Here is a 23,579-nt window from a genome sequence, read left to right on the forward strand (position 1 = left end):
AGAGACGCAGATGAGGACCACATTCGCCCTGGCCGCGACGGCCATCCTTGCGGGCAGCGCGGCGCAGGCCGATTGCGCCATCGAGAACGAGGTCGAGGTCAAGATCCTCGCCGCCGCGTTCGAGGCCTGGAAGGCCGTGACCGACGCGATGGCCGAATGCGGCAACGTGCAGGCCGAGCTGGACCAGCAGTTCCGCGTCAAGCAGCCGTCGGCCTTCGCCGCGAACCCCGCGCTCTATCAGGTGGGCGGCGTGTCGAACGGCACGATCACCCCGCTTCTGAACGAAGGCACGATCCGGCCGCTGGACGATCTGGTCGAGAAATACGGCCAGCACCTCAAGCCCAACCAGCTGATCCGCATCGACGGCAACATCATGGCCGTGGCGATGATGGTGAACACGTTCGAGCTGGCCTATCGTTCGGACCTGTTCGAGGAACACGGGATCGAGGTGCCGACCGATTACGACGCACTGATCGCCGCGGCGGAAAAGCTGCAAGGTGCCGAGGGGATCGACTATCCGCTGGGCGCGATGACCAAGTCGGGCTGGGATCTGGCGCTGGATTTCGTGAACCTTTTCCAAAGCTCGGGCAAGCCGCTGGTCAACGACGACAGCACCCCCAACGTGAACAACGAGACGGGCATCGCCACGCTGGAACTGATGAAGACGCTGAGCGGCTTCATGGACCCCGAATACCTGGTCAGCGATTCCACCTATGTCCAGCAGCAGATGCAGCAGAGCAAGATCGCGATGGCCAACATGTGGGCCAGCCGGGCGGGCGCCGTGGACGACGAGACCGAAAGCCAGGTCGTCGGCAAGGTCGAGACGGCGATGTCGCCCATCGCCCCCTTCGGCGACCGTCCGGTGGCGACGATCTGGTGGGACGGCATCGTGATCGCCAAGAACATCCCCGACGACGAGGCCGAGGCCGCGTTCCGCGTCGCCATGGAAGGCATGGATACCGAGATGGTCCAGGCCAACAACGACGCGGCGGTGTGGCTGATCGACGGTTATCAGCCGGGCCGTCTGGCGCAGGGGGCCATCGCCACGGCGACCCACGATCCCGCGCCGCTCAGCTATCCGTCCACGGTCGAGATGGGGCTGATGCACACCGCGCTCGGCAACGAGGTGTCGGCCTATCTGACCGGAAGCCGCAGCGCCGAAAGGACGCTGGAGGCGGTCGAGCAAAGCTATCTGACCGCCGCGCGCGAGGCGGGCGTTCTGAACTGACGCAGTCCGACCGGGCCGGGCGCATCGCGCGCCCGGCCGCCCCGGCCCCAACGGAAAAAGGACGAAGCCCGTGAAATTCCGCACCTTCGCCGCCTTCGTCGGCCCGTCGGTCTTCATGATGGTGGTCTTCATCGCGCTGCCTTTGATCAGCGTCTTCGTCCAGTCGTTCCAGGTGACGCAGCCGGTGATCGAGCGGATCGAAGTCGAGACATGCTCGGCCGGGTTTTTGGAACAGACCTGCACCACGCGCGTCACGACCCGCCCGCTGCTGGACGAGAACGGCCAGCCGCAGACCACGACGGAATGGGTGGGGCTGGAAAGCTATGCCAACCTGCTGCAACTCGACCGGGTGAGGAACGCCATCGCCGCGGGCGTGCCGGAGCGGATCCTGCAAATCGACTTCTGGCAGGCGTTGCGGTTCACGCTGACCTTCACGCTGCTGACGCTGCCGCTGGTGGTGGGGCTGGGGCTGGCCATCGCGCTGGCGGTCAACAACGCGGCGCGGTCGATCCGGGGGCAGGTGATCTTCGTGTCGCTGCTGCCCTTCATCATCACCCCGGTCATCGGCGCGCTGTCGATCCGCTGGCTGTTTTACGGCGACGGCATCGTGACATCGTGGCTGGAGGCGCTGATGGGCACCGACATCTCGGTCGCGGCAAACGGCTGGGCGATCGAGGCGCTGATGATGTTCTATCGCGTCTGGCACGTCGCGCCCTTCGCCTTCGTCATCTTCTATGCCGGATTGCAGACGGTGAACCAGGACACCCTGGAATCCGCGATCATCGACGGCGCGAACCGCTGGGAGCGGCTGAAATTCGTCATCGTGCCGCATCTGATGCCGCTGATCGTGTTCATCGCGCTGATTCACCTGATGGACGCCTATCGCGCGTTCGAGGAAGTGGTCGGCTTTTCCAGCCAGGCGCAGCGGATCACGCTGCAATGGCTGACCTATGACCTGCTGCAACCCGACGATGCCGGCAACCGGTCGATCAGCCGGGCCAGCGCCTCGGCCATGCTGACGATGATCGGCATCGTCATCATCCTGCTGCCGCCGCTGCGCCGCACCTGGCGCGATCACAAGGGGGTTTCGTGATGGCAACCTCGCGCGCCCTGCGCCAGCCTGCATCCCTGCGCATCGGATCGGCGGCGTTCCTGACCTTCTGGTGCCTGCTGGCGGCGTTCCCGCTGTTCTGGATCCTGGTGATGAGCTTCAAGTCGCCGGTGGATGCGTTCGACGCCAGCGCGCTGGCGGTGATCTTCGGCCCCCGCACCATCGCCGAGGGCAAGGGCCTGAGCGTCATCGACATCGCGGTGGGGCTGGTCTTTCTCTACTTTGCGGTGCGCCTGGCCTTCACGCGGCTGCCGGGGCTGGTGTGGGCGCTGACGCCGCCGGAGCTGGCGGTTCTGGGGTGGCTGATCGGGTGCCTTGCCTATGCGGCGGTGTTCGTGGTGCTGCTGTTCGGCGTGCTGCCCCCCGTCCTGGGCATCATCGACAGCGTCGCGGGGCCGCTGGGCCAGCCCGTTCTGGGGATGACGACCGAACATTACCGCGCCGTCTGGGTCGAGAACGGGTTTTACCGCAACTTCATCAACTCGATGATCGTCACCGGCGGCGTCGTCACGATCAGCCTGACGGTGGGCACGCTGGCGGGATACGGTCTGGCGCGGTCGGGGTCGAACCTGGCCTTCTGGCTGCTGATCGCGGCGCTGATCTTCCGCGCCCTGCCCCATTCGGTGCTGGTCGCGGGCTATCTGCCGGTCTTCATCAATTCGGCCGAGATCCTGCGCCCCATCCTCGGCGACGCGGCCCCCACGCTTTACGGCCAGCCCTTGGCGGTCATCATGGTGCTGGTGGCGATCAACCAGCCCTTCACGATCTGGATGCTGCGCAGTTTCTTCCAGTCCATCCCGATGGAGCTGGACGAGGCCGCGCGCGTCGATGGCTGCACCCATTTCCAGGCCTTCCGCCGCGTCATCATGCCGGTGATGTGGCCCGGCGTCATCACCACGGGGCTGTTCAGCTTCCTTCTGGGCTACAACGACTTTCTGGTGACTTCGCTGCTGCTGGATTCGCAGAACCAGACGATGGTTCCGGCCATAGCCGGCTATTTCAACCGCGAGACGACGACCACCGATCAGGTCGAGGCGATCGCTGCCGCCGTCAGCATCACCGCGCCGCTGTTCCTGCTGGTCATGGTGTTCCAGCGCCAGATCGTCAGCGGGCTGACGGCGGGCGCGGTCAAGGGATGAAAAGGGAGAGACGAATGAGATACGCAACGATCCTTGGCGCGGGGCTGATCGCCGCCGCGACGGGCGCGCAGGCGGAAACCACCATCCGCATCGGCCATGCCACGCCCGAAACGTCGCCCATCCATCAGGCGCTGACCTATTTCGAGGAGGAGCTGGAAAAGCGGTCGGACGGCGAGATGCAGGTCGAGATCTTTCCGGGCGGCCAGCTTGGCAGCGTGCAGGAGATGACCGAGCTGGTCCAGTCGGGCAACATCACCATGACCACCGGCGCGTCGGTGCTGCTGTCCTCGACCGTGGACCAGTTGGCGATCCTCGACCAGTTCCTGCTGTTCGACGATGTGGATCAGGCCCGCGCGGTGCTGGACGGCCCCGCCGGCGACGCGCTGAGCGCGGCGATGGAGGAACGCGGCCTGAAGAACATGGGCTTCATGGAGCTGGGGTTCCGCAGCTTCACCAACAGCCGCGCGCCGCTGGACAGCTATGACGCCTTCGCGGGCCTGCGGATGCGGTCCGCCGACAACCCCATCGCCATCGCCGCCTGGCGGTCCGTCGATGCGGTGCCGGTACCGCTGGCCTGGGGCGAAATCTATTCCTCGCTTCAGCAGGGGCTGATCGACGGGCAGGAAAGCGCGCTGAGTTCGATGGTGGTCGAACGGTTCTACGAGGTGCAGGATTACGTTTCGCTGACCGAACACATCTATTGGCCGGAATTGTGGCTGGCAGATCTGAACTGGTTCAACGGCCTGACCGAAGACGAACAGGCGCTGGTGATGGAGGTTGCCGCCGAGACGGTCGAGCGCCAGCGCCAGATCGCGGCCGACCTGAACGCCGCGACGCTGGAGCAGCTGAGGGCCGAGGGGGTGGAGGTCAACGAGCTGCCTGCCGAAGACAAGCAGAAGCTGGGCGAGACGATGAACGCCGCGATCGAGCCGGACATCCGCGCCAAGGTCGGCAATGCGTTCTACGACGACTTCATGTCCAACCTGAACCGCTGACGGAAGGGCGAAGCGTTGCGCGCGTTGGAAAAATGGTTCGAACCGACAGTGATCGTCGCCATGCTGGGCGCGATCATCGTGCTGGTTTTCGCCGACGTGATCGCGCGCTTCGCCTTCTCGACTTCCATCGCCGTCGCGAACGAGCTGGCGCGCCTGTCCTTCGTCTGGATGATCTATTTCGGCGTCAGCTATGCCATCCGCGAACGCCGCCACATGCGGGTGACGGTGATCCTCGACATGCTGCCCCAAGGGCTGCGGCGCTGGGTCTTCGCATTGTCCGAGGCGGTGTTCCTGATCTATTCGGTGGCGGTCTGCTGGCTGGGCATCGTCATCACCCAGCAATCGCTGGACCGGGGCAAGATCCTCAGCTCGACCGAATGGCCCACGGCGGTGCTTTACGCGGCGATCGTCTTTTCGGGCGGGCTGAGTGCCGCGCGGCTGGTCCATTCGCTGTGGCGGGTGCTGGCGCGGGGCGATCTGCGCCTCGGGCCGCAGACGGATGTCTAGGCGATGACGACCGCGATCCTTTTCGGCAGCTTCTTCCTGCTTCTGGCCATCGGGGTGCCCATCGGCATCGCGCTGGGATCGGCCAGCCTGCTGGCCATCGCCTATATCCCGTTCCTGTCCTTCGATCTTTACGCGTTGGGGCTGGTTTCGGGGATCGACAGTTTCACGTTGATCGCGGTGGTGCTGTTCACGCTGGCGGGCAGCCTGATGGCGCAGGGCGGCATTTCGCGACGGCTGGTGGCGGTGGCCGACCGCGCCTTCGGCCGCGCGCCGGGCGATCTGGGGACAGTCACGATCATGGCGTGCCTGTTCTTCGCCGCGATCTCGGGCACGGGCAGCGCCACGGTGGCGGCCATCGGTCTGGCGATGATCCCCGCCCTGGTCGAACGCGGCTATGACCGCGCCTATGCCGGGGCGATGGTGGCCAGCGCGGGCGGTCTGGGCGTGATGATCCCGCCATCGGTGGTGATGATCGTCTATGCGGTGGCGGCGGGCGTGTCGGTGACGGCACTGTTCATGGCCGGCATCGTGCCGGGCTTCGTCATCGCGCTGTCGCTGATCGCCTACAACGTCTGGAAGCGGCGCGGCATCCCCCCTTCGGACACGGTGCTGACCGCCGCCGGGGGCAGCCTGTGGTCCGCGCTGAACCAGGCCAAGCTGGCGCTGGCCATGCCCATCGTCGTGCTGGGCGGCATCTATTCGGGCATCGTGACGCCGACCGAAAGCTCGGCCGTGGCGGTCGTCTATGCGCTGATCGTCAGTTGCTTCGTCTACCGCGAATTGCCGTTCCACGCGATCCCGCGGATGATGCTGGATTCGGCGCTGCTGGTTTCGGCGGTACTGGTCATCATCGGCGCGTCGGTCGCGTTCGGGCGCATCATCGCGCTGGAGCGGATCCCCACGGAATTGGCGCAATTCGTGCTGTCGCTGACCGACAGCCGCCATGTCGTCCTGCTGGCCGCCATCGTGCTGCTGCTGATCGTCGGCACGTTTCTGGAAACGCTGGCCGCCATCGTCATCCTGACGCCGGTGCTGCTGCCGATCATGCTGAGCCTGGGGGTCGATCCGGTGCATTTCGGCATCGTGATGATCGTCGCGCTGGCCATCGGCTTCGTCACGCCGCCCCTGGGCGCCAACCTGTTCATGGCGGCGCAGGTGGGGCAGATCCCCTTCGACCGGATCGCGGCCCGCATCCTGCCCTGGGTCGTGACGATGATCGTGGCGCTGCTGGTCATCGCGTTCGTGCCGTGGCTGACGCTGGTGCTGCCGCAACTCTTTCTCGACTATGGAGGCTGACATGAAGGGCGCCCGCCCCGAACAGGCCGTGCTGACGCGCGACGCCGACCTGACCAAGACCGACGAGACGCGCCGCGTGATCGAAGGCATGGTGGACGGTCTGAACGACCACCGGATCGACGATATCGGCCAGTTCTTCGCCGACGATTTCCGCTGGATGGGCAATCAGGGCTGCGGCACCAAGACCGGCCTGCGCGAGTTTCAGGAAAACTGGCAGCGGCCCTTTCAGGCGGCGTTTTCCGACAAGGTCTGCGTGGACGAGGCGCGGCTGTTCATGGGCGAATGGGCCGCCGCCTTCGGCCGTCAGGAGGCGACCCATTCCGGCCCCTTCATGGGGCTGGCCCCCACGGGCCGGCGCGTGACGATCCGCTACATGGATTTCTGGCGCGTCGAGGACGGACGCATCGCCGACAACTGGGTGATGGTCGATTTCCCGCATGTGCTGGCCCAGCTTGGCCACGACGTCTTTGCCGGCGAGGGCTGGGAGGCCTTCGACCGCGGCGAGCGCACGCCGCCCCGGCCCGAACCCCAAGGAGAAGCGCGATGACCGTCGAATACCTCAAGCGCGGCAAGTCCGAAACCGAACGCGGCGAGGACGATGCCAAGACCCGCAAGATCGTCGAGCAGACGCTGGCCGATATCGAGGCGCGCGGCGATGCCGCCGTGCGCGCGCTGTCGAGGAAGTTCGACGATTACGAACCCGACAGCTTCCGCCTGACCGAGGCCGAGATCGAGGCGCTGATCGGCAAGCTGTCCCGGCAGGAGCTGGCCGACATCCGCTTCGCGCAGGCACAGGTCAAGGCCTTCGCCGAGGCGCAGCGCGCGTCGATGACCGATATCGAGGTCGAACCGATCCCCGGCGTGATCCTGGGCCACCGCAACATCCCGGTGCAATCGGTGGGCTGCTATGTGCCGGGCGGCAAGTTTCCGATGGTCGCCAGCGCGCATATGTCGGTGGCCACGGCGGCGGTCGCGGGCGTGCCCCGCATCGTCGCCTGCACGCCGCCCTTCCGCGGCGAGCCGAACCCCGGCGTGATCGCCGCCATGCATCTGGGCGGCGCGCACGAAATCAACGTGCTGGGCGGCATCCAGGCCATCGGCGCCATGGCCATCGGCACCGAGACGTTGGCGCCGGTGCACATGCTGGTCGGTCCCGGCAACGCCTTCGTGGCCGAGGCCAAGCGGCAGCTTTTCGGGCGGGTGGGGATCGACCTGTTCGCCGGGCCGACCGAAACCATGGTGATCGCCGACGATACCGTGGACGGCGAGATCTGCGCGACCGACCTGCTGGGGCAGGCCGAACACGGATACAATTCGCCCGCCGTCCTTGTCACCAATTCGCGCCGGCTGGCCGATGAGACGCTGGCCGAGATCGACCGCATCCTGACGATCCTGCCCACCGCCGACACCGCGTCGGTATCCTGGCGCGACTACGGCGAGGTGATCCTGTGCGACACCTATGACGAGATGCTGGCCGTCGCCGACGACATCGCGTCCGAGCATGTTCAGGTGATGACCGACCGCGACGACTGGTTCCTGGACAACATGACCAGTTACGGCGCGCTGTTCCTGGGGCCGCGCACCAACGTGGCCAACGGCGACAAGGTGATCGGCACCAACCACACGCTGCCCACCAGCAAGGCGGGGCGCTATACCGGCGGGCTGTGGGTCGGCAAGTTCCTCAAGACCCATTCCTATCAGAAGATCACCACCGACGCGGCGGCGGCGAAGATCGGCGCCTACGGCTCGCGGTTATGCATGCTGGAAGGGTTCGTCGGCCATGCCGAGCAATGCAACCTGCGCGTCCGCCGCTATGGCGGGGTGAACGTGCCCTATGGCCAGGGCGCCCCGGCGACGGAGGCGGCCGAGTGACCGACCGGCATACCCGGATGAAGGCGGCCTTCGCCCCGGTCGGGGCGGCGATGCGCGACTTCGACGAAAACGGGGTGCGCGCGGCGCTGGATGCCGTGGCGGCACCGGCCGCGGTGTTCCGGCTGGCGCATCCGTTCGGCACGGTCGAGGGCGCAGGCGCCTTCTATGACGCGGCCCTTGCGCCGCTTTTCGCGGCGTTCCCCGATCTGGAACGGCGCGACTGGATCGTCATGGCCGGGACCACGCCCGAAGGGGCGGACTGGCTGGGCTGCTGCGGCTGCTATACCGGGTTGTTCGCGCGCCCCTTCCTCGACATTCCGCCGACCGGACATTTGGCGCGGATGCGGTTTCACGAATTCTTCCGCTTCGAGGACGGGCGCGTCACCGAGATGCAGGCTGTCTGGGACATTCCCGAACTGATGATGCAAGCGGGCGCCTGGCCGATGGCGCCGTCGCTGGGGCGCGAGGGCATCGTGCCCGGCCCCGCGACGCAGGACGGGCTGGTGCCTGGTCCGCGCGACGCGGCCCGGTCGGATGCCAGCCGCGATCTGGTATTGGACATGCTGGCGCATATGATACGCCACCCGGCCCAGGGCGGACCCGAGGCGATGGAGATGCCCCGCTTCTGGCATCCGCGCCTGTCGTGGTACGGCCCGGCGGGCATCGGCACGGCGCGCGGGATCAGGGGGTTCCGCGACTGGCACCAGATCCCGTTCCTGCGGGCCATGCCCGACCGCGGGGCGGACCGCGCGGGGCTGGATTTTCACGCCTTCGGGGACGGCGATTATGCCGCCGTCACCGGCTGGCCCAACATGCGCCAGACCGTGACCGGCGACGGCTGGCTGGGCATCGCGCCCGCGGGCCAGACGGTCGCGCTGCGCAGTCTGGACTTCTGGCGGATCGAGCGCGGCCTTATCCGCGAGAACTGGGTGCTGGTCGATCTGCTGGACATGTGGCGGCAACTGGGCGTCGACGTGCTGGCGCGGATGCGCGCGTTCAACAAGGCGCGCGGCGGTTTCGACACCGAAACCGGGCGGGCTGCGGCATGACCTTGCCGCGCACACCGTCGTTCCGGCTGGACGGCCGCCGCGCGCTGGTCACGGGCGCCTCGTCGGGCATCGGGCTGGGCTGCGCCGTGGCGCTGGCCGAGGCGGGGGCGGACGTCACCTGCGTCGCCCGCCGCGACGGCCCGCTTAACGAGGCGGTGCAGGCGATGCGTGCCGAAGGCTGGCAGGCCCGCGCCCAGGCGGCCGATGTGACCGATCCCGAAGCGCTGGACGCGCTGTTCGCCCGGCCTTTCGACGTGGTGGTGAACGCGGCCGGCATGGCGCGCCACGCCCCGGCGATGGACACCGATCCCGCCGATTTCGACGCGGTGATGTCCGTGAACCTGCGCGCGGCCTATTTCCTGTCGCAACGCGCGGCGCGGACGCTGCGGGATGCGGGGCGGGGCGGGTCGATCGTGCATGTGTCCAGCCAGATGGGCCATGTCGGCGGGCTGGACCGCGCCGTCTATTGCGCGTCCAAGCACGGGGTCGAGGGCATGGTGAAGGCCATGGCGATGGAATGGGGGCCGCTGGGCATCCGCATCAACACGGTCTGTCCGACCTTCATCCGCACGCCGCTGACGGAATCCACCTTTCAGGATCCCGGCAAGCGGGCCTGGCTGGAACAGAAGATCAAGCTGGGCCGTGTCGGCCGGGTCGAGGACGTGATGGGCGCGGTGCTTTATCTCGCGTCGGATGCGTCGGCGCTGGTGACGGGATCGGCGCTGATGGTGGACGGGGGCTGGACGGCGGGATGAGGGGCGGACAGGTCACGGCAAGCGACGTGGCCCGGCAGGCGGGGGTCAGCCGGTCGGCGGTCAGCCGCACCTTCACCCCCGGTGCGCCGGTCTCGGACGCGACGGCGCAAAAGGTCCGCGCGGCGGCGGCGGCGCTGGGATACCGCCCCAACGCGCTGGCCCGGTCGCTGATCACCGGGCAAAGCCGGATCGTCGGGCTGGTCGTCGCCTATCTGGAAAACTTCTTCTATCCGCAGGCGCTGGAGAAGCTGTCGAATGCCTTGCAGGCGCAGGGCTATCACGTGCTGGTCTTCCTCGCCTCGCAGGATCGCGGGCATATCGACGACGTGGTGGACGAGATCCTGGATTATCAGGTGGCGGGCATCATCGCCGCGTCGGTGGCCATGACCTCGGATCTGGCGGTGCGGTGCCGGGCGGCGGGCGTGCCGGTGGTGCTGTTCAACCGCGGGCAGGACATCGACGGGGTGGCCAGCGTCACGTCGGACAACGCCGAAGGGGGCCGCGTGCTGGCCCGGTTCCTGGCGGCGGGCGGGCACAGGCGCATCGGCCATATCGCGGGATGGGACGGCGCCTCGACCCAGCGGGACCGCGAGGCGGGCTTTCGCGCCGGCCTGGCCGAGGTGGGGCTGGACCTTTTCGCGCGCGAGGCGGGCGAGTTCAACGCCGACGAGGCGCGCCGCGCCGCCCGTGCCATGTTCGCCGGGCAGGCCCGCCCCGACGCGGTGTTCGTCGCCAACGACCATATGGCCTTTGCGGTAATGGACGTGCTGCGGTTCGAACTGGGCCTGTCGGTGCCCGACGACGTGTCGGTGGTGGGGTTCGACGATGTGCCCCCCGCCGGCTGGCCCGCCTATGCGCTGACCACGATCCGCCAGCGCGCCAACGCGATGGTCGAAAGGACGGTCGAGATCCTGTTGCAGCAGATCGCCGCCCCGACCGCCCCCGCCACCCGCGCGATCATCGACGCGCCGCTGATCATACGCCGCTCGGCCAGGATACCGGAAGGATGGACACAATGACGATGCAGGGCTTCGACCCGAAATTCCGCGATTTTCCCGACTACATCATCGGCATCACCAAGGAGATCTGGGAAGATCGCGGGGTCGCCACGCTGCACGACTATTACGGCAAGAACATCGTCGTGCGCTCGCCCGCGTCCGTGGTGGTGGGCAACCGGGGCGTGATCGCGGCGACGCTGGCGACGCTGGCCGAGTTTCCCGACCGCACCCTTTACGGCGAGGACGTGATCTGGTGCGGCGCGCCCGAACAGGGCATGCTGAGTTCGCACCGCATCATGTCGCATGCCACGCATCTGGGCGACGGCGTATTCGGGCGCGCGACCGGCACGCGGCTGCGCTATCGGATCCTCGCCGATTGCCATGCCAGGGACAACGCCATCGACGACGAATGGCTGATCCGCGACCAGGGCGCCATCGTGCGGCAACTGGGATGGGATCCGCGCGACTTCGCCCGCGACCTGATCGCGCGCGAGGGGGGGCCGGACAATTGCGTGCGCCCCTGCACCCCCGAGACGGACATGGCCGGTCCCTACGGGGGACGCGGCAACGACGACGAATGGGGCGCGCGCTATGCCGATATCCTGACGCGCATCATGGGGGCCGACCTGACGGTAATCCCGCGCGAATACGACCGCGCCGTGCAGTCGCATTATCCCGGCGGCAGGGAGGATCATTCGCTGCAACCCGTCGATCGCTTCTGGATCGGCCTGCGCGCATCCTTTCCGTCCGCCCGGTTCGAGATCCATCACCGGATCGGACGCGAGGATGCCATGATGCCCCCCCGCGCCGCCCTGCGGTGGAGCCTGACGGGCGCCCATGACGGCTGGGGCGCGTTCGGCCGCCCGACCGGCGCGCAGGTGCATGTCATGGGCATCAGCCATGCCGAGTTCGGGCCCTGGGGCCTGCGGCGCGAATTCACGCTTTACGACGAGGTGGCGATCTGGAAGCAGATCCTGCTGGCCACCGGCGCCGCCGACGCGACCCATTCCTGACGCATAACGAGGAGAGACGACGATGACCCCGCAGGACATGAGCGCCCGGATCGTGCGCTATGGCGAATTGCAGCCCTGCAAGACCGCCTTCATCGACGCGCATACGCCCGGTTCCAACCAGAAGGAAAACTTCACCATCATCGGCGGTGGCGTGTCCGAAAGCGCCGACCAGCACGTTCACATCACTATCCCCCACGGCTTCAACATCGGGGCGGCGGGCCAGCCGCCGCGCTGCCGCAACAGCCTGCATTCGCATCGCACGGCCGAGGTGTTCTATGTGCTCAAGGGCCGCTGGCGGTTCTTTTGGGGCCGCTGGGGCGATGCGGGCGAGGTGACGCTGGAGGAAGGCGACATCATCAACATCCCCACCGGCATCTTCCGCGGGTTCGAGAATACCGGCACCGATTACGGAATGATCATGGCGGTGCTGGGCGGCGACGATGCGGGCGGCGGCGTGATCTGGGCGCCGCAGGTGATCGAGGACGCACGCGATCACGGGCTGGTGCTGGGCGAGAACGGCAAGCTTTACGACACCAAGAAGGGCCAGTCGCTGCCCGAGGGCGTCAAGCCCATGCCGGTGCTGACCGACGAGGAACTGCGCGACTTTCCCGAGCCCACCCCGGCCGAGGTGGTGCCGAACTTCGTGGCGCGGTATTGGGACATGATGAGCCTTGCCGACAAGGCGCCGGTGCAGGTCATCGGCGAAAAGGGGATGCTGCGCGACCGGCCCGGATTCGAGGTGGGATTGCTCAACCACAATTCGGCCACGTCCGACATGCACAGCCACGATCGCCCGTCGGTCCTGATGCCGATGCGCGGACATTGGCGGGTGACGTGGGAAAACGGCGAGAGGGGCGAGGCGATCCTGGCGCCCGGCGACACGATGAGCGTGCCCGAAAACCTGCGCCACACGGCCCAGCCGTCGATGACAGGCGAGGCGTCGCTGTTCCATGTCATCGCCACCGACGATCCCGCCGGCCCGACCCGGTGGACGGCCGAGAAGGACCGGCGATGATCCGCACGACGCATACAGGCTCGCTCCCCCGGTCGCAGAAGGTGGTGGATTTTCTTTTCGCGCGGGAACGGGGGCAGGATTACGACCCGCGCGCCTTCGACGCCGCCATGACGCAGGCGGTGTCGGAAACCGTCCGCCGGCAGGTCGCGGCGGGCATCGACATCGTGTCCGACGGCGAAACGTCGAAGATCAGCTATGCCACCTACGTCAAGGACCGCTATACCGGGTTCGACGGCGACAGCCCGCGCAACGCCCCCGCCGACCTCAAGCTGTTTCCGTCCTTCCTGAAGCGGATCGCCGACGAGGGCGGCACGCCGCAATACGCGCGCCCGATGTGCGTGGGCGAGGTGCGGTCGAAGGGGCAGGGCGAGCTGCAAAAGGACATCGCCAACCTTCGGGTGGCGATGGACGCGCACGGGGCCGGACGGGGCTTCATGAACGCGGCCAGTCCCGGCGTGATCTCGCTGTTCCTGCAAAACGACTTCTATCCGACGCGGGACGCCTATCTGGCGGCATTGGCGGATGCGATGCGCGACGAATACCGCGCCATCGTCGATGCGGGGCTGGATCTGCAACTGGATTGTCCCGACCTGGCGCTGTCGCGGCACATGCTGTTCGCGGATCTGTCGGACGATGCATTCCTCAAGGTCGCCGCGTCGCATGTCGAGGCGCTCAATCACGCGCTGGACGGGCTGCCGCAGGACCGCATCCGCGTGCATATCTGCTGGGGCAATTACGAAGGCCCGCATGTCTGCGACATCCCGATGGAAAAGATGTTCGACACGCTGATGTCCACCCGGTCGCGCTATGTCCTGTTCGAGACCTCCAATCCCCGGCACGGCCATGAATGGACGGTGTTCCGCGACCGCCGCGCCGACATCCCCGACGACAAGGTGCTGGTGCCGGGCGTGGTGGACACGACGACGAACTTCGTCGAGCATCCCGATCTGGTGGCCCAGCGTCTGCGCCATTTCACCGATATCGTCGGGGCCGAGCGGGTCGTCGCCGGGTCCGATTGCGGGTTCGGCACCTTCGCGGGCTTCGGCGCCGTCGATCCCGAGATCGCGTGGGCCAAGCTGTCGTCGATGGCCGAAGGGGCGGCGCGCGCGGCATGATCCCCCTTGTCCTTCTTCCCGGCATGATGTGCGACGCGCGGCTGTTCGGGCCGCAGATCGCGCGCTTCTCGCGCAACAGGGCCGTGCATGTGGCGCCGGTGACGGGCTTTGACGACATGGGCGCGCTGGCGGCCGATGTTCTGGCCAATGCGCCGCCCCGTTTCGCGCTGGCGGGCCTGTCGATGGGCGGCATCGTCGCGATGGAGGTGCTGCGCCAGGCCCCCGACCGGGTGGACCGTATCGCGCTGCTCGACACCAACCCCAAGGCCGAGCCGCCCGCCTTTGCCGAGGCGCGCGAACCCCAGATCGCCCGCGTGCAGGACGGCGATCTGGCCGCCGTCATGCGCCACGAGATGATGCCGCATTATCTGGCGGACGGATCGGTCGAGGGCGCGATCCCCGATCTCTGCCTCGACATGGCGCTGGCGCTGGGGCCGCAGGTCTTCGTCCGCCAGTCGCGCGCGCTTCAGGCCCGACCGGACCAGCAGGCGGTGCTGGCCGCCGCGCGGCTGCCCGCGCTGATCCTGTGCGGGCGCCACGACCGGCTGTGCCCGTTGCACCGGCACGAACTGATGCAGTCGCTGATGCCCCATGCGCGGCTGCGGGTGATCGAGGGGGCGGGGCATCTGCCGACGCTGGAAGCGCCCGAGGCGACCGGCGACGCGATGCAGGACTGGCTGGAGGAACGATGACGCCCGACCTACTGGACCTGCTGCGCAAGGTCGACACGCCCACCGTCTGCAACGCCATCGAGATCGTGCAGGGCCGACGCGGCTTCGACCGGTTCACCCGCGGCACGATGCTGTCGAGCGCGCCCGAAGCGGGTGCTATCGTCGGCCGCGCCCGCACCGCGCAGATCGCGGCCCTTGCCCCCAGCGACGAGCCGGCCGAGACGATCCGCGCCCGGCGCATGGCCTATTACCGCCACATGGCCGAAGGCGACGGTCCCGCTGTCGCGGTGGTCGAGGATCTGGACGGCGCGGACGCCATCGGCGCCTTCTGGGGCGAGGTCAATACATGGGTGCACAAGGCGTTCGGCCTGTCGGGCACGCTGACAAACGGCGTCATGCGCGATCTGGGCGATCTGGCCCCCGGATATACCGTCATCGCGGGGTCGGTCGGACCCAGCCACGGCTTCGTCCATGTGCGCAGCGTGGCGCAGCCGGTGACGGTGTTCGGCCTGACCGTCGCGCCCGGCGACTGGGTCCATGCCGACCGGCACGGCGCGGTCGTCATTCCCGACGACGTGCTGCCCGGCCTCAAGGACGCCATAGCGACGCTGTGGCGCACCGAAGCCATCGTTCTGGACGCCGCCCGCGACCCGCAATTCGACCTTGCCCGGTTCGAGAAGGCCTGGGCCGCGTTCGAGGCTGCGCGGACGTAAGCGCCCTTCGATCTTCCGCGCCGCGGTGCTACGGATGCGGCGATCGGGGGTGGTCGCGCGGTGGCGGTGTATCTGGGCGTCGATATGGGCGGCACCGCGTCGCGGTGGGTGGCGCTGGACGAAAGCGGCGGGGTCGCGGCGCGCGGGCAGGGGCGCGGGGCAAGCGGGCTGATCCATGACGCGCCCGGCCTTGCGGCCTTCGACGGCGCGCTGGCCGACATCCGCGCCGCGCTGCCGGACCGGGCGATCGCGGCGCATCTGGGCATCACCGGCGCGGGATTTTCGCCCCATCCGCTGATCGAGGAACGGGTCGGCGCGGTGTTCGGCCTGCCGCGCGCGCGGTTCGGCTATTCCACCGACATCGTTCTGGCCTGGCACGCGGCCTTCCCGCAGGGCGGGGGCTGTCTGGTGTCGGCCGGGACCGGATCGGTCGGCATCTTCATCGATGCGGGCGGCGCGGCGACGGTCGTGGGCGGGCGCGGCGTTCTGGTCGATGACGGCGGATCGGGCGCTTGGATCGCCCTGCGCGCCATCGCGCGGCTGTTCCGTGTCATCGACGATCACGGGCATCCCGAGGGGGCGGAACGCCTGGCCGCCGCATTGTTCACGGGCATCGGCGGCAGCGACCGCGACGCCCTGCGCGCCTTCGTTCATGGCGGGGATCGCGGCCGGATCGGAATGCTGGCGGTGCCCGTCGCCCAGGCGGCGCGGGCGGGCGATCCGCTTGCCCTTGCCGTGATCGAGGATGCGGGCGGCGAGCTGGTGCGCCTGGCGCGCGCGCTGCTGGGGCGCGGCGGCCCGGCGCCCGTCGCGTTCGTCGGCGGCGTTCTGGGGCTGCACCCCGCCATCCGCCGGCGGATCGAGCGCGACCTGGCCGGGACCGTCGCCTTCCCCCGCATCGACGCCGCGCTGCATGCGGCCCATATTGCCCGCCAGAAGGATCTGACTGCATGACCACGACCGAAACCGCCTCGTCCCGTTTCCGCGAGATCGAGACCTGGGACAGTGCCGAGATGATGGATGCCATGATCGAGGGGCAGCTTGCCGCCATCGCCGCCGTCCGGTCGCAGGCGGCGATCATGGCGCAGGCGGTTGATGCGGCGGCAGCGCGGCTGGAACAAGGCGGCCGGCTGATCTATCTGGGCGCGGGAACGTCGGGGCGCATCGCCACGCTGGATGCCGCCGAATTGCTGCCGACCTTCGCCTGGCCGCCCGAACGGGCCGTGTCGCTGATGGCCGGCGGCAGCGCGGCCTATACCCAATCCATCGAAGGGGCCGAGGACGACACCGAGGCGCCGGTCGAACGCCTTGCCGCGTTGGGGCTGACCGGCGACGACGTGGTGATCGGCGTCGCCGCGTCCGGGCGCACCCCGTTCGTGCGCGCCGGTCTTGCCCATGCGCGGGCGCAGGGCGCGCTGACCGTCGCGGTTGTGAACAACGCGGGCACCGCGGTGGCGGGCGCGGCCGAGATCGCCATCGTTCCCGAAACCGGCCCCGAAGTTCTGGCCGGATCGACCCGGATGAAGGCCGGAACCGCGCAGAAGGCCGTGCTGACCTGCCTTTCGACCGGCATCTTCCTGAAGATGGGCTATGTGTATCGGGGCCGGATGGTGGAAATGGCGCCCTCGAACGCGAAGCTGCGCGAACGCGCGGTCGAGATGATCGCCGACCTTGCCGATGTCGCGCCGGACATCGCGGAAGCGGCGCTGCGCGACGGCGGCGATTCGATCAAGCGCGCGGTGGTGATGCTGAAACGCGGCGTCACGCCCGACGAGGCGGACGCGCTTTTGGTGGATGCCGGCGGGCGGCTTCATCGGGCGATCGCGCCGGGGTTTCAGGCCCAGTCGGCATCGGACGCATAGACCGGAAGGTCGAACGGATCGAGCACGGCGCGGAGGCGCGCGATGTCGCGGTCGCTGAACGCCGTTTTCCAGCTTCGGATGCGGTCGGACGATTTGCGGATCGTGGCCGTGGCGGGGGCATCCGACCTTGTCCGTTCGCCGATCCAGCGTTCGGTCCCGGCGCTCCATTCCAGGCCGAGGGCGTCGTAAAGCATGCGAAACTCTGTCACGGGATTGCCGGCCAGGTCTTCGTAGCGGATCACGCGCCAGTCGGGATGGCGCTGGCGGCGCGCCTGCATCACCGTGCGGGTGCGGATCGCCCAGCTTGCGGCGATGGCCCCCAGCGGATCGTCGATGCCGGCCAGGTGGTCATGCAGATCCGCCAGCGGACCGGCCCGAAGGTACGGATCGGCGCGCAGGCGCTGAAAGCGCGTCATCTCCTGGCGGTTCTGGTCCATCGCCTGCACCGACGCGGCATAGGCGGCGGGATGGCGCAGGATGATCAGAACCTCGGGATCCCAGCGGGCGACGACCCATTCCAGCGAGACGAAGCTGGCCACTTCCTTAATCAGGATCCGGGGACGCGTCACCGTGCGGCGCAGGATCGTGCCGGGCTTCAGGCCGCTGCCGTGCCAGGCATGGCCGCGAAAGGCGGCGTCGAGCCGCTGTTCGAAATAGGGGTCTCGTCCGTCCGGCGGCAGGTAACGGGACCAGATCGGGTCGATGCGGTCGGGCGGCATCCTGTTGCGCTCGGGATGGCAGGGTTCGCGGTAGTAAAGAAGGCCCGGCGCGCGGGCCAGCGTCTCGCCCAGCCAGGTCGTGCCGGAACGCCCGTTGCCGGTCACGAAGATCGGCCGCCCCGTTATCCGGCCCCCGCCGACGACGCCGTTGGAAACCCTGCATCCCAGGGAATAGAGGGCCGACGATGTGTTCATGCCATCCTTTCGGGTGCGCGTTGGGCCGTTTCCTAGCACAGAACCCGGCGCCACGCATCGCGGAACCTTTCGGGCGTGAATCGGGTGATCGCCTGCGAAAGGTCGCTGCGCCGCCGGGCCTTTTCCGCCGCGGTCATCGCGGCAAGCGCCGACATCTGCCGCGCGATCCCCGCTTCGTCGCCGGGATCGGCCGTCAGCGCCGCCGGGCCTGCAACTTCTTCCAGCACGCCACCGGCGGAGATGAGCGGCACCAGATCGCGCGCGATGGCTTCGGCCACCGGCATTCCGAACCCTTCCAGCCGGCTGACCAGCACGAATCCGGCCGCGTTGTCGTAAAGCCATGCAAGAACCTCGTCGCTGACATGGTCGAGCAGGACCACCCCCGGCGTCGCGGCCGCCGCCTTCGCCACATCCTCGCAACCGGGTTCGCGGCTGCCGCATAGGACGTAGCCGACGCCCCGGCCCGCAAGACCCGATGCGGCATAGGCACGGATCGTCGCCGCCTGGTTCTTGCGCGCGCCGATACTGCCCACGGTCAGCAGGAAGGGCCGTCCGACACCGCGCGGGGGATCGGGGGGATCGCCGGCCGGCCCCCCGCTTGGAAAGCGGATCGGAGGATAGATGATGTCCGACCGTCGAAGCGGGCCATAGACGTCCCGATACGCGCGGCGCGACGCTTCGCTGACGAAGATCGTGCGGGGGCCGATATCGGCAATCGTCGCAAAGGCCCGCCGGTAGAGGCTCACGACTTGGGGGGTGAAAAGGCCGGGATGGGTGATCGGCCCCATATCGTGACAAAGCACCATGTCGTCCGGCGTCAGCGCGTGGATCGTGACCGTGAACGGGTCGAGATGCAGAACCGGACGCCCGGTGCGGATGCGGGCGGGCGCGGCAAGGCGCGGGTCGGCGCGAAGGCGGATCTCGGTCTGAAGAAGCTTGCCGATAACCCGCGCCCGGAGGCCCGAAGGGATATCGGCGGCGGCCAGGCGCCAGTAATATGTCCTGGCGATCAGGTCGGCATGGTCGGCGAGAATGGCGCGGCCGATCTGGTACTTGCCGGTGCGATTGTGCAGCGCCAGCGAGAATTCGACGTTCCACAGCGTCACGGCGGCTGATCTCCTGCGCTGTCGTGGATGAGGCCGTGGGTCGTCAAGAGGCCTGCCCTTCCGATGACGCTGCCGGCCCTACCCTTCGGCAACTGGCACCCGGCGAACCCCCGAGGGAGTGTGATCGGTCGAAGGCGCTTCGCCAAGCCCCTTACCGGATGACGTGTCATGTGCGACAAAGGATGCAGGGCGCGGACCCGCCGGGTTTCGGGCCTGCACGGGCGCGTTCCAGCGAAGAAGGTCATGATCCTGCCCCCGATCCGTCGAAAACAAGCAGGGCAAAGTCGGTCATGGCGATGAAGATCGTCCAGTTCGGTGTCGCCTTTAGCCCCAACATGGGCGACGGAATCATCTCGGATTGTCTTGAATTCGCCTTGAAACGTCTTGTGCCGGATCTGGACTTCGCGCGGATCGACCTTTCGGGCCGCACCGCGCCGGGGGATGTCGCTGTCGGCAACCGCCTGCTGATGCTGCGGATCCTGGCCCTGATGCCCGGCACGCTGCGGCAGCGGGTCGTCTCGCTGCGGTTGCGGCAGCTTCTGGATGCGGCCACCCCGCGATGGCGCGCGACGCTCGACCGGGCCGATCTGGCAGTCTTCGGCGGCGGTCAGATCTTTTCGGACGCCGATCTGAATTTCTGCCTCAAGATCGCGCGCGCAAGCGATCTGGCCGTCGAGGCGGGCGTGCCCACGGTCGTTCATGCCGCGGGGGTGGCGCGGAACTGGTCGCCACGGGGCCGCGTGCTGTTTTCCCGCGTGCTGGAGACGGATCTGAGGATGATCGGGCTGCGCGACGACCGCTCGATCGCCGCTTGGAACGATCAGATGCCCGCCGGGCAGAACGCGCCCGCGCCGGTGCTGACGCGGGATCCGGGGCTTCTGGCGGCCGCCTGTTACGGCGCCGTCGCGACGACGGGCGAGATCGGCATCGGCGTGACAGCGCCCGAAATCCTGGCCTACCATGCCAACATTGCGGTTCGCAGCGATGGCGGGGCACTGTTCGCCGCCGCGGCGGCGGCCCTTTGCGCGCGCGGTCATCGCGTCGCGCTGTTCTGCAACGGCGCGGCGGAAGACGAGGCGCTGCTGCGGCGTCTGGGCAGGCGCGCGAACCTCGCCGGACACGTGGCGGACGGTCTCCTGCGGCTGGCGGCCAGGCCCGACAGCCCGGCCGCGCTGGCCCGCCTGATCGGCGGTTTCGACGCAATCGTGGCGCACCGGCTTCATGCCTGCATCGTCGGCTATGCCTATGCGAGGCCGGTGGTGGGTCTGGGATGGGACCGCAAGGTCGAGAGTTTTTTCGCGTCGATCGACGGTGCCGACCGTTTTCTGGGCGCGGACGCCGTTTCAGCCGACGCAATTGTCGCGGCGGTCGAGCGCGGGTTGGCGGCAGATATCGACCCGGCGACCCATGCGCGCGTCCTGGACGAGACATGGCGCGGCGTGGGGCGAATGCTGGCCAGCGTCGCGGACGGCACCGACCTGACCTGAAGAACGTCACGTCCCACCGTGACCCGACAAATTCTCGCCGGTTCTCGATCGGATTCCTAGCGAGAATTTGCCGACAAAGGCCGGTCCTGCCTGCAACAGTGCGATAATCGGCCGCAAATCGGCAATGTCGGGCAGGCGAATAGGCTTCTGTCATCGGCCTGTCGAACCTGCGCCGCCCGCTCTGGAATGACAGCAAGCTTCTGGATCCCAATCCATTCCCGGCCAGCGGGGGGCGTTCGCTAAGGGCCGATGGCGCGCCGACAGGGTCCGGCGCTTCCGCATTTCCGCGCGTTTGCGGTTAACGAATTATTAACCTAAGCGGACGACTGACCACCACGCGCGGAAAGAATTGCCCTGAACCGGGTCGGCAGGCGTCCTGCCGGACAGGCTGTCAGGTGATTGCCCCGCGCGTTCACTGCGTCGGTCTGAAACGATTTTATGGATGTCAGAACAAGGATAGCGGATATGGGAAATGGAACGGACGCCCACGATATTGGAAACGCGATCTGGTCCCATGGCCGGCAAAGCGGCAAGGCGGCTGTATTGGACCACGATGCCGGCTGGAATATTTCGCAAGGCACGGTCGCGCTGAATTTCACCACCGCCGATGCCTCGTCCCGGCAGGGTCTTCTTTCAAGGGATGCCAGGCAATTCGGGGATGGCGGACATATGACGATCATGATCGAGAAGGGCCATGTGGTGGCCCGCCTGCAATCGGAGGACGGATCGCACACGGTCGCGGGCGGCCGGGTCCAGAATGGCCGGGTACACGACATCGCGCTGACATTCGGGGATGACGGCATGACGCTGTGGTTCGACGGCGACGAGGTCGACAGCAACGGCTATCGGGGCGGACTTGACGGCAATGACGAGAAGATCGTCGTCGGGGCCAACAACTGGGCGTCCCCTTCGGGAACGACGGGCCGTCTGAAGCATGATCTCGACGGATCGGTTGAAAACGTCCGGCTGTTCGATACCGCCCTGCCCGATGAAAGCATCCGCGCCCTGCATGGCGGCGCGCCGGACAAGGCCCAACCCGAGCCCGCACCGACGCCGACCGTCCCCGGCAACAGCGCCCCCGAAGCCCTTATCGACGGGCGCGGCCTGTCCATGGCGGAAGGGCAGCGCAAGGGAATGGAACTGAGCCGCTACTTTTCGGACGCCGACCGGGACACGCTGGTGTTCAAGTTCGAGGACGATCCGTCATGGGCGACGATCGCAGGCAACAAGATCAAGTTCGCCCCCGGCGCGGATGACAGCGGCAGCCATACCTTGCGGGTCAAGGCATTCGATGGCCAAGCGTTCAGCGATTACATCGACATCCAGGTGGACATTGCAGACGTTCTTGGCGGGAGCGGTGGCGGTGACGATGCCGGGGGCGGCAACGGTCACGGGGCCAGCGGGAAGGGCGACAGCAACACCGGCGGTCCGGGCGGACACGACGGCGGCGCCAGCAGCGGCGGCAGCGGCAACGACAGCGGCAGCGGCGGGTCGCCTGGCAAGACGGTCACACTGGTGGCCGGGCAGGGCGTCCTTTCGGGCCCGGTGGGCAACCAGACATGGGGCGATGGCGTGACGCTTGTCGGCTACAACCTCAAGGGTCGGCCGGCCGAGGTGGCGTGGGGCAACCAGCACCGCGACGACAGCTTCGGGATCAAGGGCGGACGCTGGGACGGCCAGATCGACTTTTACGAAGGCGACGGGGGCAAGAGCGAGAAGCTGGTCATCGACTTCGGCGGCGCGGTGACGGACGTGGTGCTGGACGTGGCGCTGATGGGCATTCACGAAGGCCCCCGCATCAAGGGCGAAAAGGGATCCGAGACGGGCAAGTGGACCGCCCTCGACGATCAGGGCCGGATCGTGGATTCGGGGCTGATCGGCCCCGAGCTGAGCATGCTGGGCCGCGACAAGGCGGCGGCGGGCAGCTACGGCACCTATCCCATCGACATCGACGCGGATGCCTATTTCTCGCAACTGGTGATCGAGGCGACGCAATTCGAGCATGGCCGCGGCCATTCGACCGAGCGGTCTTACGGCGAAAACAACTCGGACATCGCCATCGCCGAAGTGACCTATACCCGCATCGACGATTTCGACTTCGGGTGATCGCGCGTCCCGCCGCAAGGCGGGACCGCATGACACGGCCCCGATGAACGAAAAGACCCGGCCCCGACCATGCGTCCTGCATGCGGGCCTTCCCTTGCAGCGCGACGACAGGAGATGACGGATTGCAACTTGGCGCGGTAACTCACTTCAATCAGGGCTGGCCGATCTCGATCCTGCCCTTTGCCAAGGATATCGGTATCGACCTGGTGCGCGACGGCGTAAGCTGGAGCAACATCGAGGTCAGGGCCGGCATCTACGAGTTCGACCGAGGCTCGATGCGTTATCCCGACAAGCTGGCGGAGGCGGGCGTGCCGCAGATCATGGTGTTCGGCCGCCCGAAGGCGCATGTGGACGGGGGGCGCACGCCCTATACGGACGCCGGGCGCGAAGCGTTCGCAGATTTCGTCGCCGCCATGCTGGACGAGTTTCCCAGCATCGGCGTGATCGAGATCGGCAACGAATTCAACGGCCAGAACTTCGTCAGCGGCCCGGTGAGACGGGCCCGGCTGGACGACCGCGCGGATTATTACGTCGATCTGCTGAAGGCGGTGCATGACCGGCTGGAAGACGACCATCCCGACGTCACGATCCTGGGCGGCGCGACCCATTCCATCCCGGTCGGCTATC

At 67.7% G+C, this 23,579-nt stretch carries 23 protein-coding genes; 20 read left to right on the forward strand and 3 right to left on the reverse strand.

Annotated elements, in window-relative coordinates; all coding sequences use genetic code 11:
- Positions 1-10 precede the first annotated feature (10 nt).
- The 18 genes from OCGS_RS13760 (at position 11) to OCGS_RS13845 (ending at position 17,339) form a co-directional block, all read left to right on the forward strand.
- The gene (locus OCGS_RS13760; protein WP_007427858.1) at positions 11-1,228 is read left to right on the forward strand and encodes an ABC transporter substrate-binding protein; all 1,218 of its coding nucleotides are present in this window, start codon (positions 11-13) and stop codon (positions 1,226-1,228) included.
- 70 nt (positions 1,229-1,298) lie between these two features.
- Positions 1,299-2,321 (forward strand): carbohydrate ABC transporter permease, encoded by a 1,023-nt coding sequence (locus OCGS_RS13765; RefSeq protein ID WP_007427859.1) that lies wholly within the window; start codon positions 1,299-1,301, stop codon positions 2,319-2,321.
- Entirely contained in the window at positions 2,321-3,478 is a 1,158-nt protein-coding gene (locus tag OCGS_RS13770) for a carbohydrate ABC transporter permease (protein ID WP_007427860.1), read from the forward strand. The genes OCGS_RS13765 and OCGS_RS13770 overlap by 1 nt, the downstream gene beginning before the upstream one ends.
- Before the next feature lie 14 nt (positions 3,479-3,492).
- Positions 3,493-4,473: a TRAP transporter substrate-binding protein gene (locus OCGS_RS13775; RefSeq protein WP_007427861.1), complete on the forward strand. Its 981-nt coding sequence runs from the start codon at positions 3,493-3,495 to the stop codon at positions 4,471-4,473.
- 15 nt (positions 4,474-4,488) lie between these two features.
- A complete protein-coding gene (locus OCGS_RS13780) occupies positions 4,489-4,980 on the forward strand; it encodes a TRAP transporter small permease (protein ID WP_007427862.1) in 492 nt (163 codons plus the stop codon).
- Between the two features lie 3 nt (positions 4,981-4,983).
- The gene (locus OCGS_RS13785) at positions 4,984-6,276 is read left to right on the forward strand and encodes a TRAP transporter large permease (RefSeq protein WP_007427863.1); all 1,293 of its coding nucleotides are present in this window, start codon (positions 4,984-4,986) and stop codon (positions 6,274-6,276) included.
- Position 6,277: 1 nt separating this feature from the next.
- Positions 6,278-6,823, forward strand: coding sequence for an ester cyclase (locus OCGS_RS13790; protein ID WP_007427864.1), 546 nt, complete (start codon positions 6,278-6,280; stop codon positions 6,821-6,823).
- Entirely contained in the window at positions 6,820-8,148 is a 1,329-nt protein-coding gene (gene hisD / locus OCGS_RS13795; protein WP_007427865.1) for a histidinol dehydrogenase, read from the forward strand. The genes OCGS_RS13790 and hisD overlap by 4 nt, the downstream gene beginning before the upstream one ends.
- Positions 8,145-9,197: an ester cyclase gene (locus OCGS_RS13800; RefSeq protein WP_007427866.1), complete on the forward strand. Its 1,053-nt coding sequence runs from the start codon at positions 8,145-8,147 to the stop codon at positions 9,195-9,197. The genes hisD and OCGS_RS13800 overlap by 4 nt, the downstream gene beginning before the upstream one ends.
- Positions 9,194-9,952, forward strand: coding sequence for an SDR family NAD(P)-dependent oxidoreductase (locus OCGS_RS13805; RefSeq protein WP_007427867.1), 759 nt, complete (start codon positions 9,194-9,196; stop codon positions 9,950-9,952). Before OCGS_RS13800 ends, OCGS_RS13805 begins: the two co-directional genes overlap by 4 nt.
- Positions 9,949-10,971 carry a LacI family DNA-binding transcriptional regulator gene (locus tag OCGS_RS13810; RefSeq protein WP_007427868.1) on the forward strand — a complete coding sequence of 341 codons (1,023 nt, stop codon included), beginning with the start codon at positions 9,949-9,951 and terminating at the stop codon, positions 10,969-10,971. Before OCGS_RS13805 ends, OCGS_RS13810 begins: the two co-directional genes overlap by 4 nt.
- Positions 10,972-10,973: 2 nt before the next feature.
- Positions 10,974-11,963 (forward strand): nuclear transport factor 2 family protein, encoded by a 990-nt coding sequence (locus OCGS_RS13815; protein ID WP_040611109.1) that lies wholly within the window; start codon positions 10,974-10,976, stop codon positions 11,961-11,963.
- Between the two features lie 22 nt (positions 11,964-11,985).
- Positions 11,986-12,978, forward strand: coding sequence for a cupin domain-containing protein (locus OCGS_RS13820; RefSeq protein ID WP_007427870.1), 993 nt, complete (start codon positions 11,986-11,988; stop codon positions 12,976-12,978).
- Positions 12,975-14,093 (forward strand): cobalamin-independent methionine synthase II family protein, encoded by a 1,119-nt coding sequence (locus tag OCGS_RS13825; RefSeq protein ID WP_007427871.1) that lies wholly within the window; start codon positions 12,975-12,977, stop codon positions 14,091-14,093. Before OCGS_RS13820 ends, OCGS_RS13825 begins: the two co-directional genes overlap by 4 nt.
- A complete protein-coding gene (locus tag OCGS_RS13830; RefSeq protein ID WP_007427872.1) occupies positions 14,090-14,785 on the forward strand; it encodes an alpha/beta fold hydrolase in 696 nt (231 codons plus the stop codon). The genes OCGS_RS13825 and OCGS_RS13830 overlap by 4 nt, the downstream gene beginning before the upstream one ends.
- The gene (locus OCGS_RS13835) at positions 14,782-15,477 is read left to right on the forward strand and encodes an RraA family protein (RefSeq protein ID WP_007427873.1); all 696 of its coding nucleotides are present in this window, start codon (positions 14,782-14,784) and stop codon (positions 15,475-15,477) included. Before OCGS_RS13830 ends, OCGS_RS13835 begins: the two co-directional genes overlap by 4 nt.
- Positions 15,478-15,537: 60 nt before the next feature.
- A complete protein-coding gene (locus OCGS_RS13840; RefSeq protein ID WP_238538265.1) occupies positions 15,538-16,431 on the forward strand; it encodes an N-acetylglucosamine kinase in 894 nt (297 codons plus the stop codon).
- A complete protein-coding gene (locus OCGS_RS13845; protein WP_007427875.1) occupies positions 16,428-17,339 on the forward strand; it encodes an N-acetylmuramic acid 6-phosphate etherase in 912 nt (303 codons plus the stop codon). Before OCGS_RS13840 ends, OCGS_RS13845 begins: the two co-directional genes overlap by 4 nt.
- Here OCGS_RS13845 and OCGS_RS13850 read toward each other — a convergent pair.
- Entirely contained in the window at positions 17,312-18,253 is a 942-nt protein-coding gene (locus OCGS_RS13850; protein ID WP_007427876.1) for a sulfotransferase family protein, read from the reverse strand. The two genes, OCGS_RS13845 and OCGS_RS13850, sit on opposite strands and share 28 nt — an antisense overlap.
- Positions 18,254-18,285: 32 nt before the next feature.
- The gene (locus OCGS_RS14635) at positions 18,286-19,359 is read right to left on the reverse strand and encodes a glycosyltransferase (RefSeq protein ID WP_007427877.1); all 1,074 of its coding nucleotides are present in this window, start codon (positions 19,357-19,359) and stop codon (positions 18,286-18,288) included.
- A gap of 290 nt (positions 19,360-19,649) precedes the next feature.
- Between OCGS_RS14635 and OCGS_RS13860 the strand changes: the two genes are divergently transcribed.
- On the forward strand, positions 19,650-20,846 hold the full coding sequence (locus OCGS_RS13860; RefSeq protein ID WP_007427878.1) for a polysaccharide pyruvyl transferase family protein: 1,197 nt from the start codon (positions 19,650-19,652) through the stop codon (positions 20,844-20,846).
- A gap of 465 nt (positions 20,847-21,311) precedes the next feature.
- Positions 21,312-22,952 carry a LamG-like jellyroll fold domain-containing protein gene (locus OCGS_RS13865; RefSeq protein WP_040611089.1) on the forward strand — a complete coding sequence of 547 codons (1,641 nt, stop codon included), beginning with the start codon at positions 21,312-21,314 and terminating at the stop codon, positions 22,950-22,952.
- Here the strand turns inward: OCGS_RS13865 and OCGS_RS15150 are convergent.
- Positions 22,919-23,560, reverse strand: coding sequence for a hypothetical protein (locus tag OCGS_RS15150; RefSeq protein ID WP_156801070.1), 642 nt, complete (start codon positions 23,558-23,560; stop codon positions 22,919-22,921). The genes OCGS_RS13865 and OCGS_RS15150 overlap by 34 nt on opposite strands.
- Between the last annotated feature and the right edge of the window lie 19 nt (positions 23,561-23,579).

It is taken from the genome of Oceaniovalibus guishaninsula JLT2003 (genome assembly GCF_000299575.1).
GTDB classification, from domain to species: domain Bacteria; phylum Pseudomonadota; class Alphaproteobacteria; order Rhodobacterales; family Rhodobacteraceae; genus Palleronia; species Palleronia guishaninsula.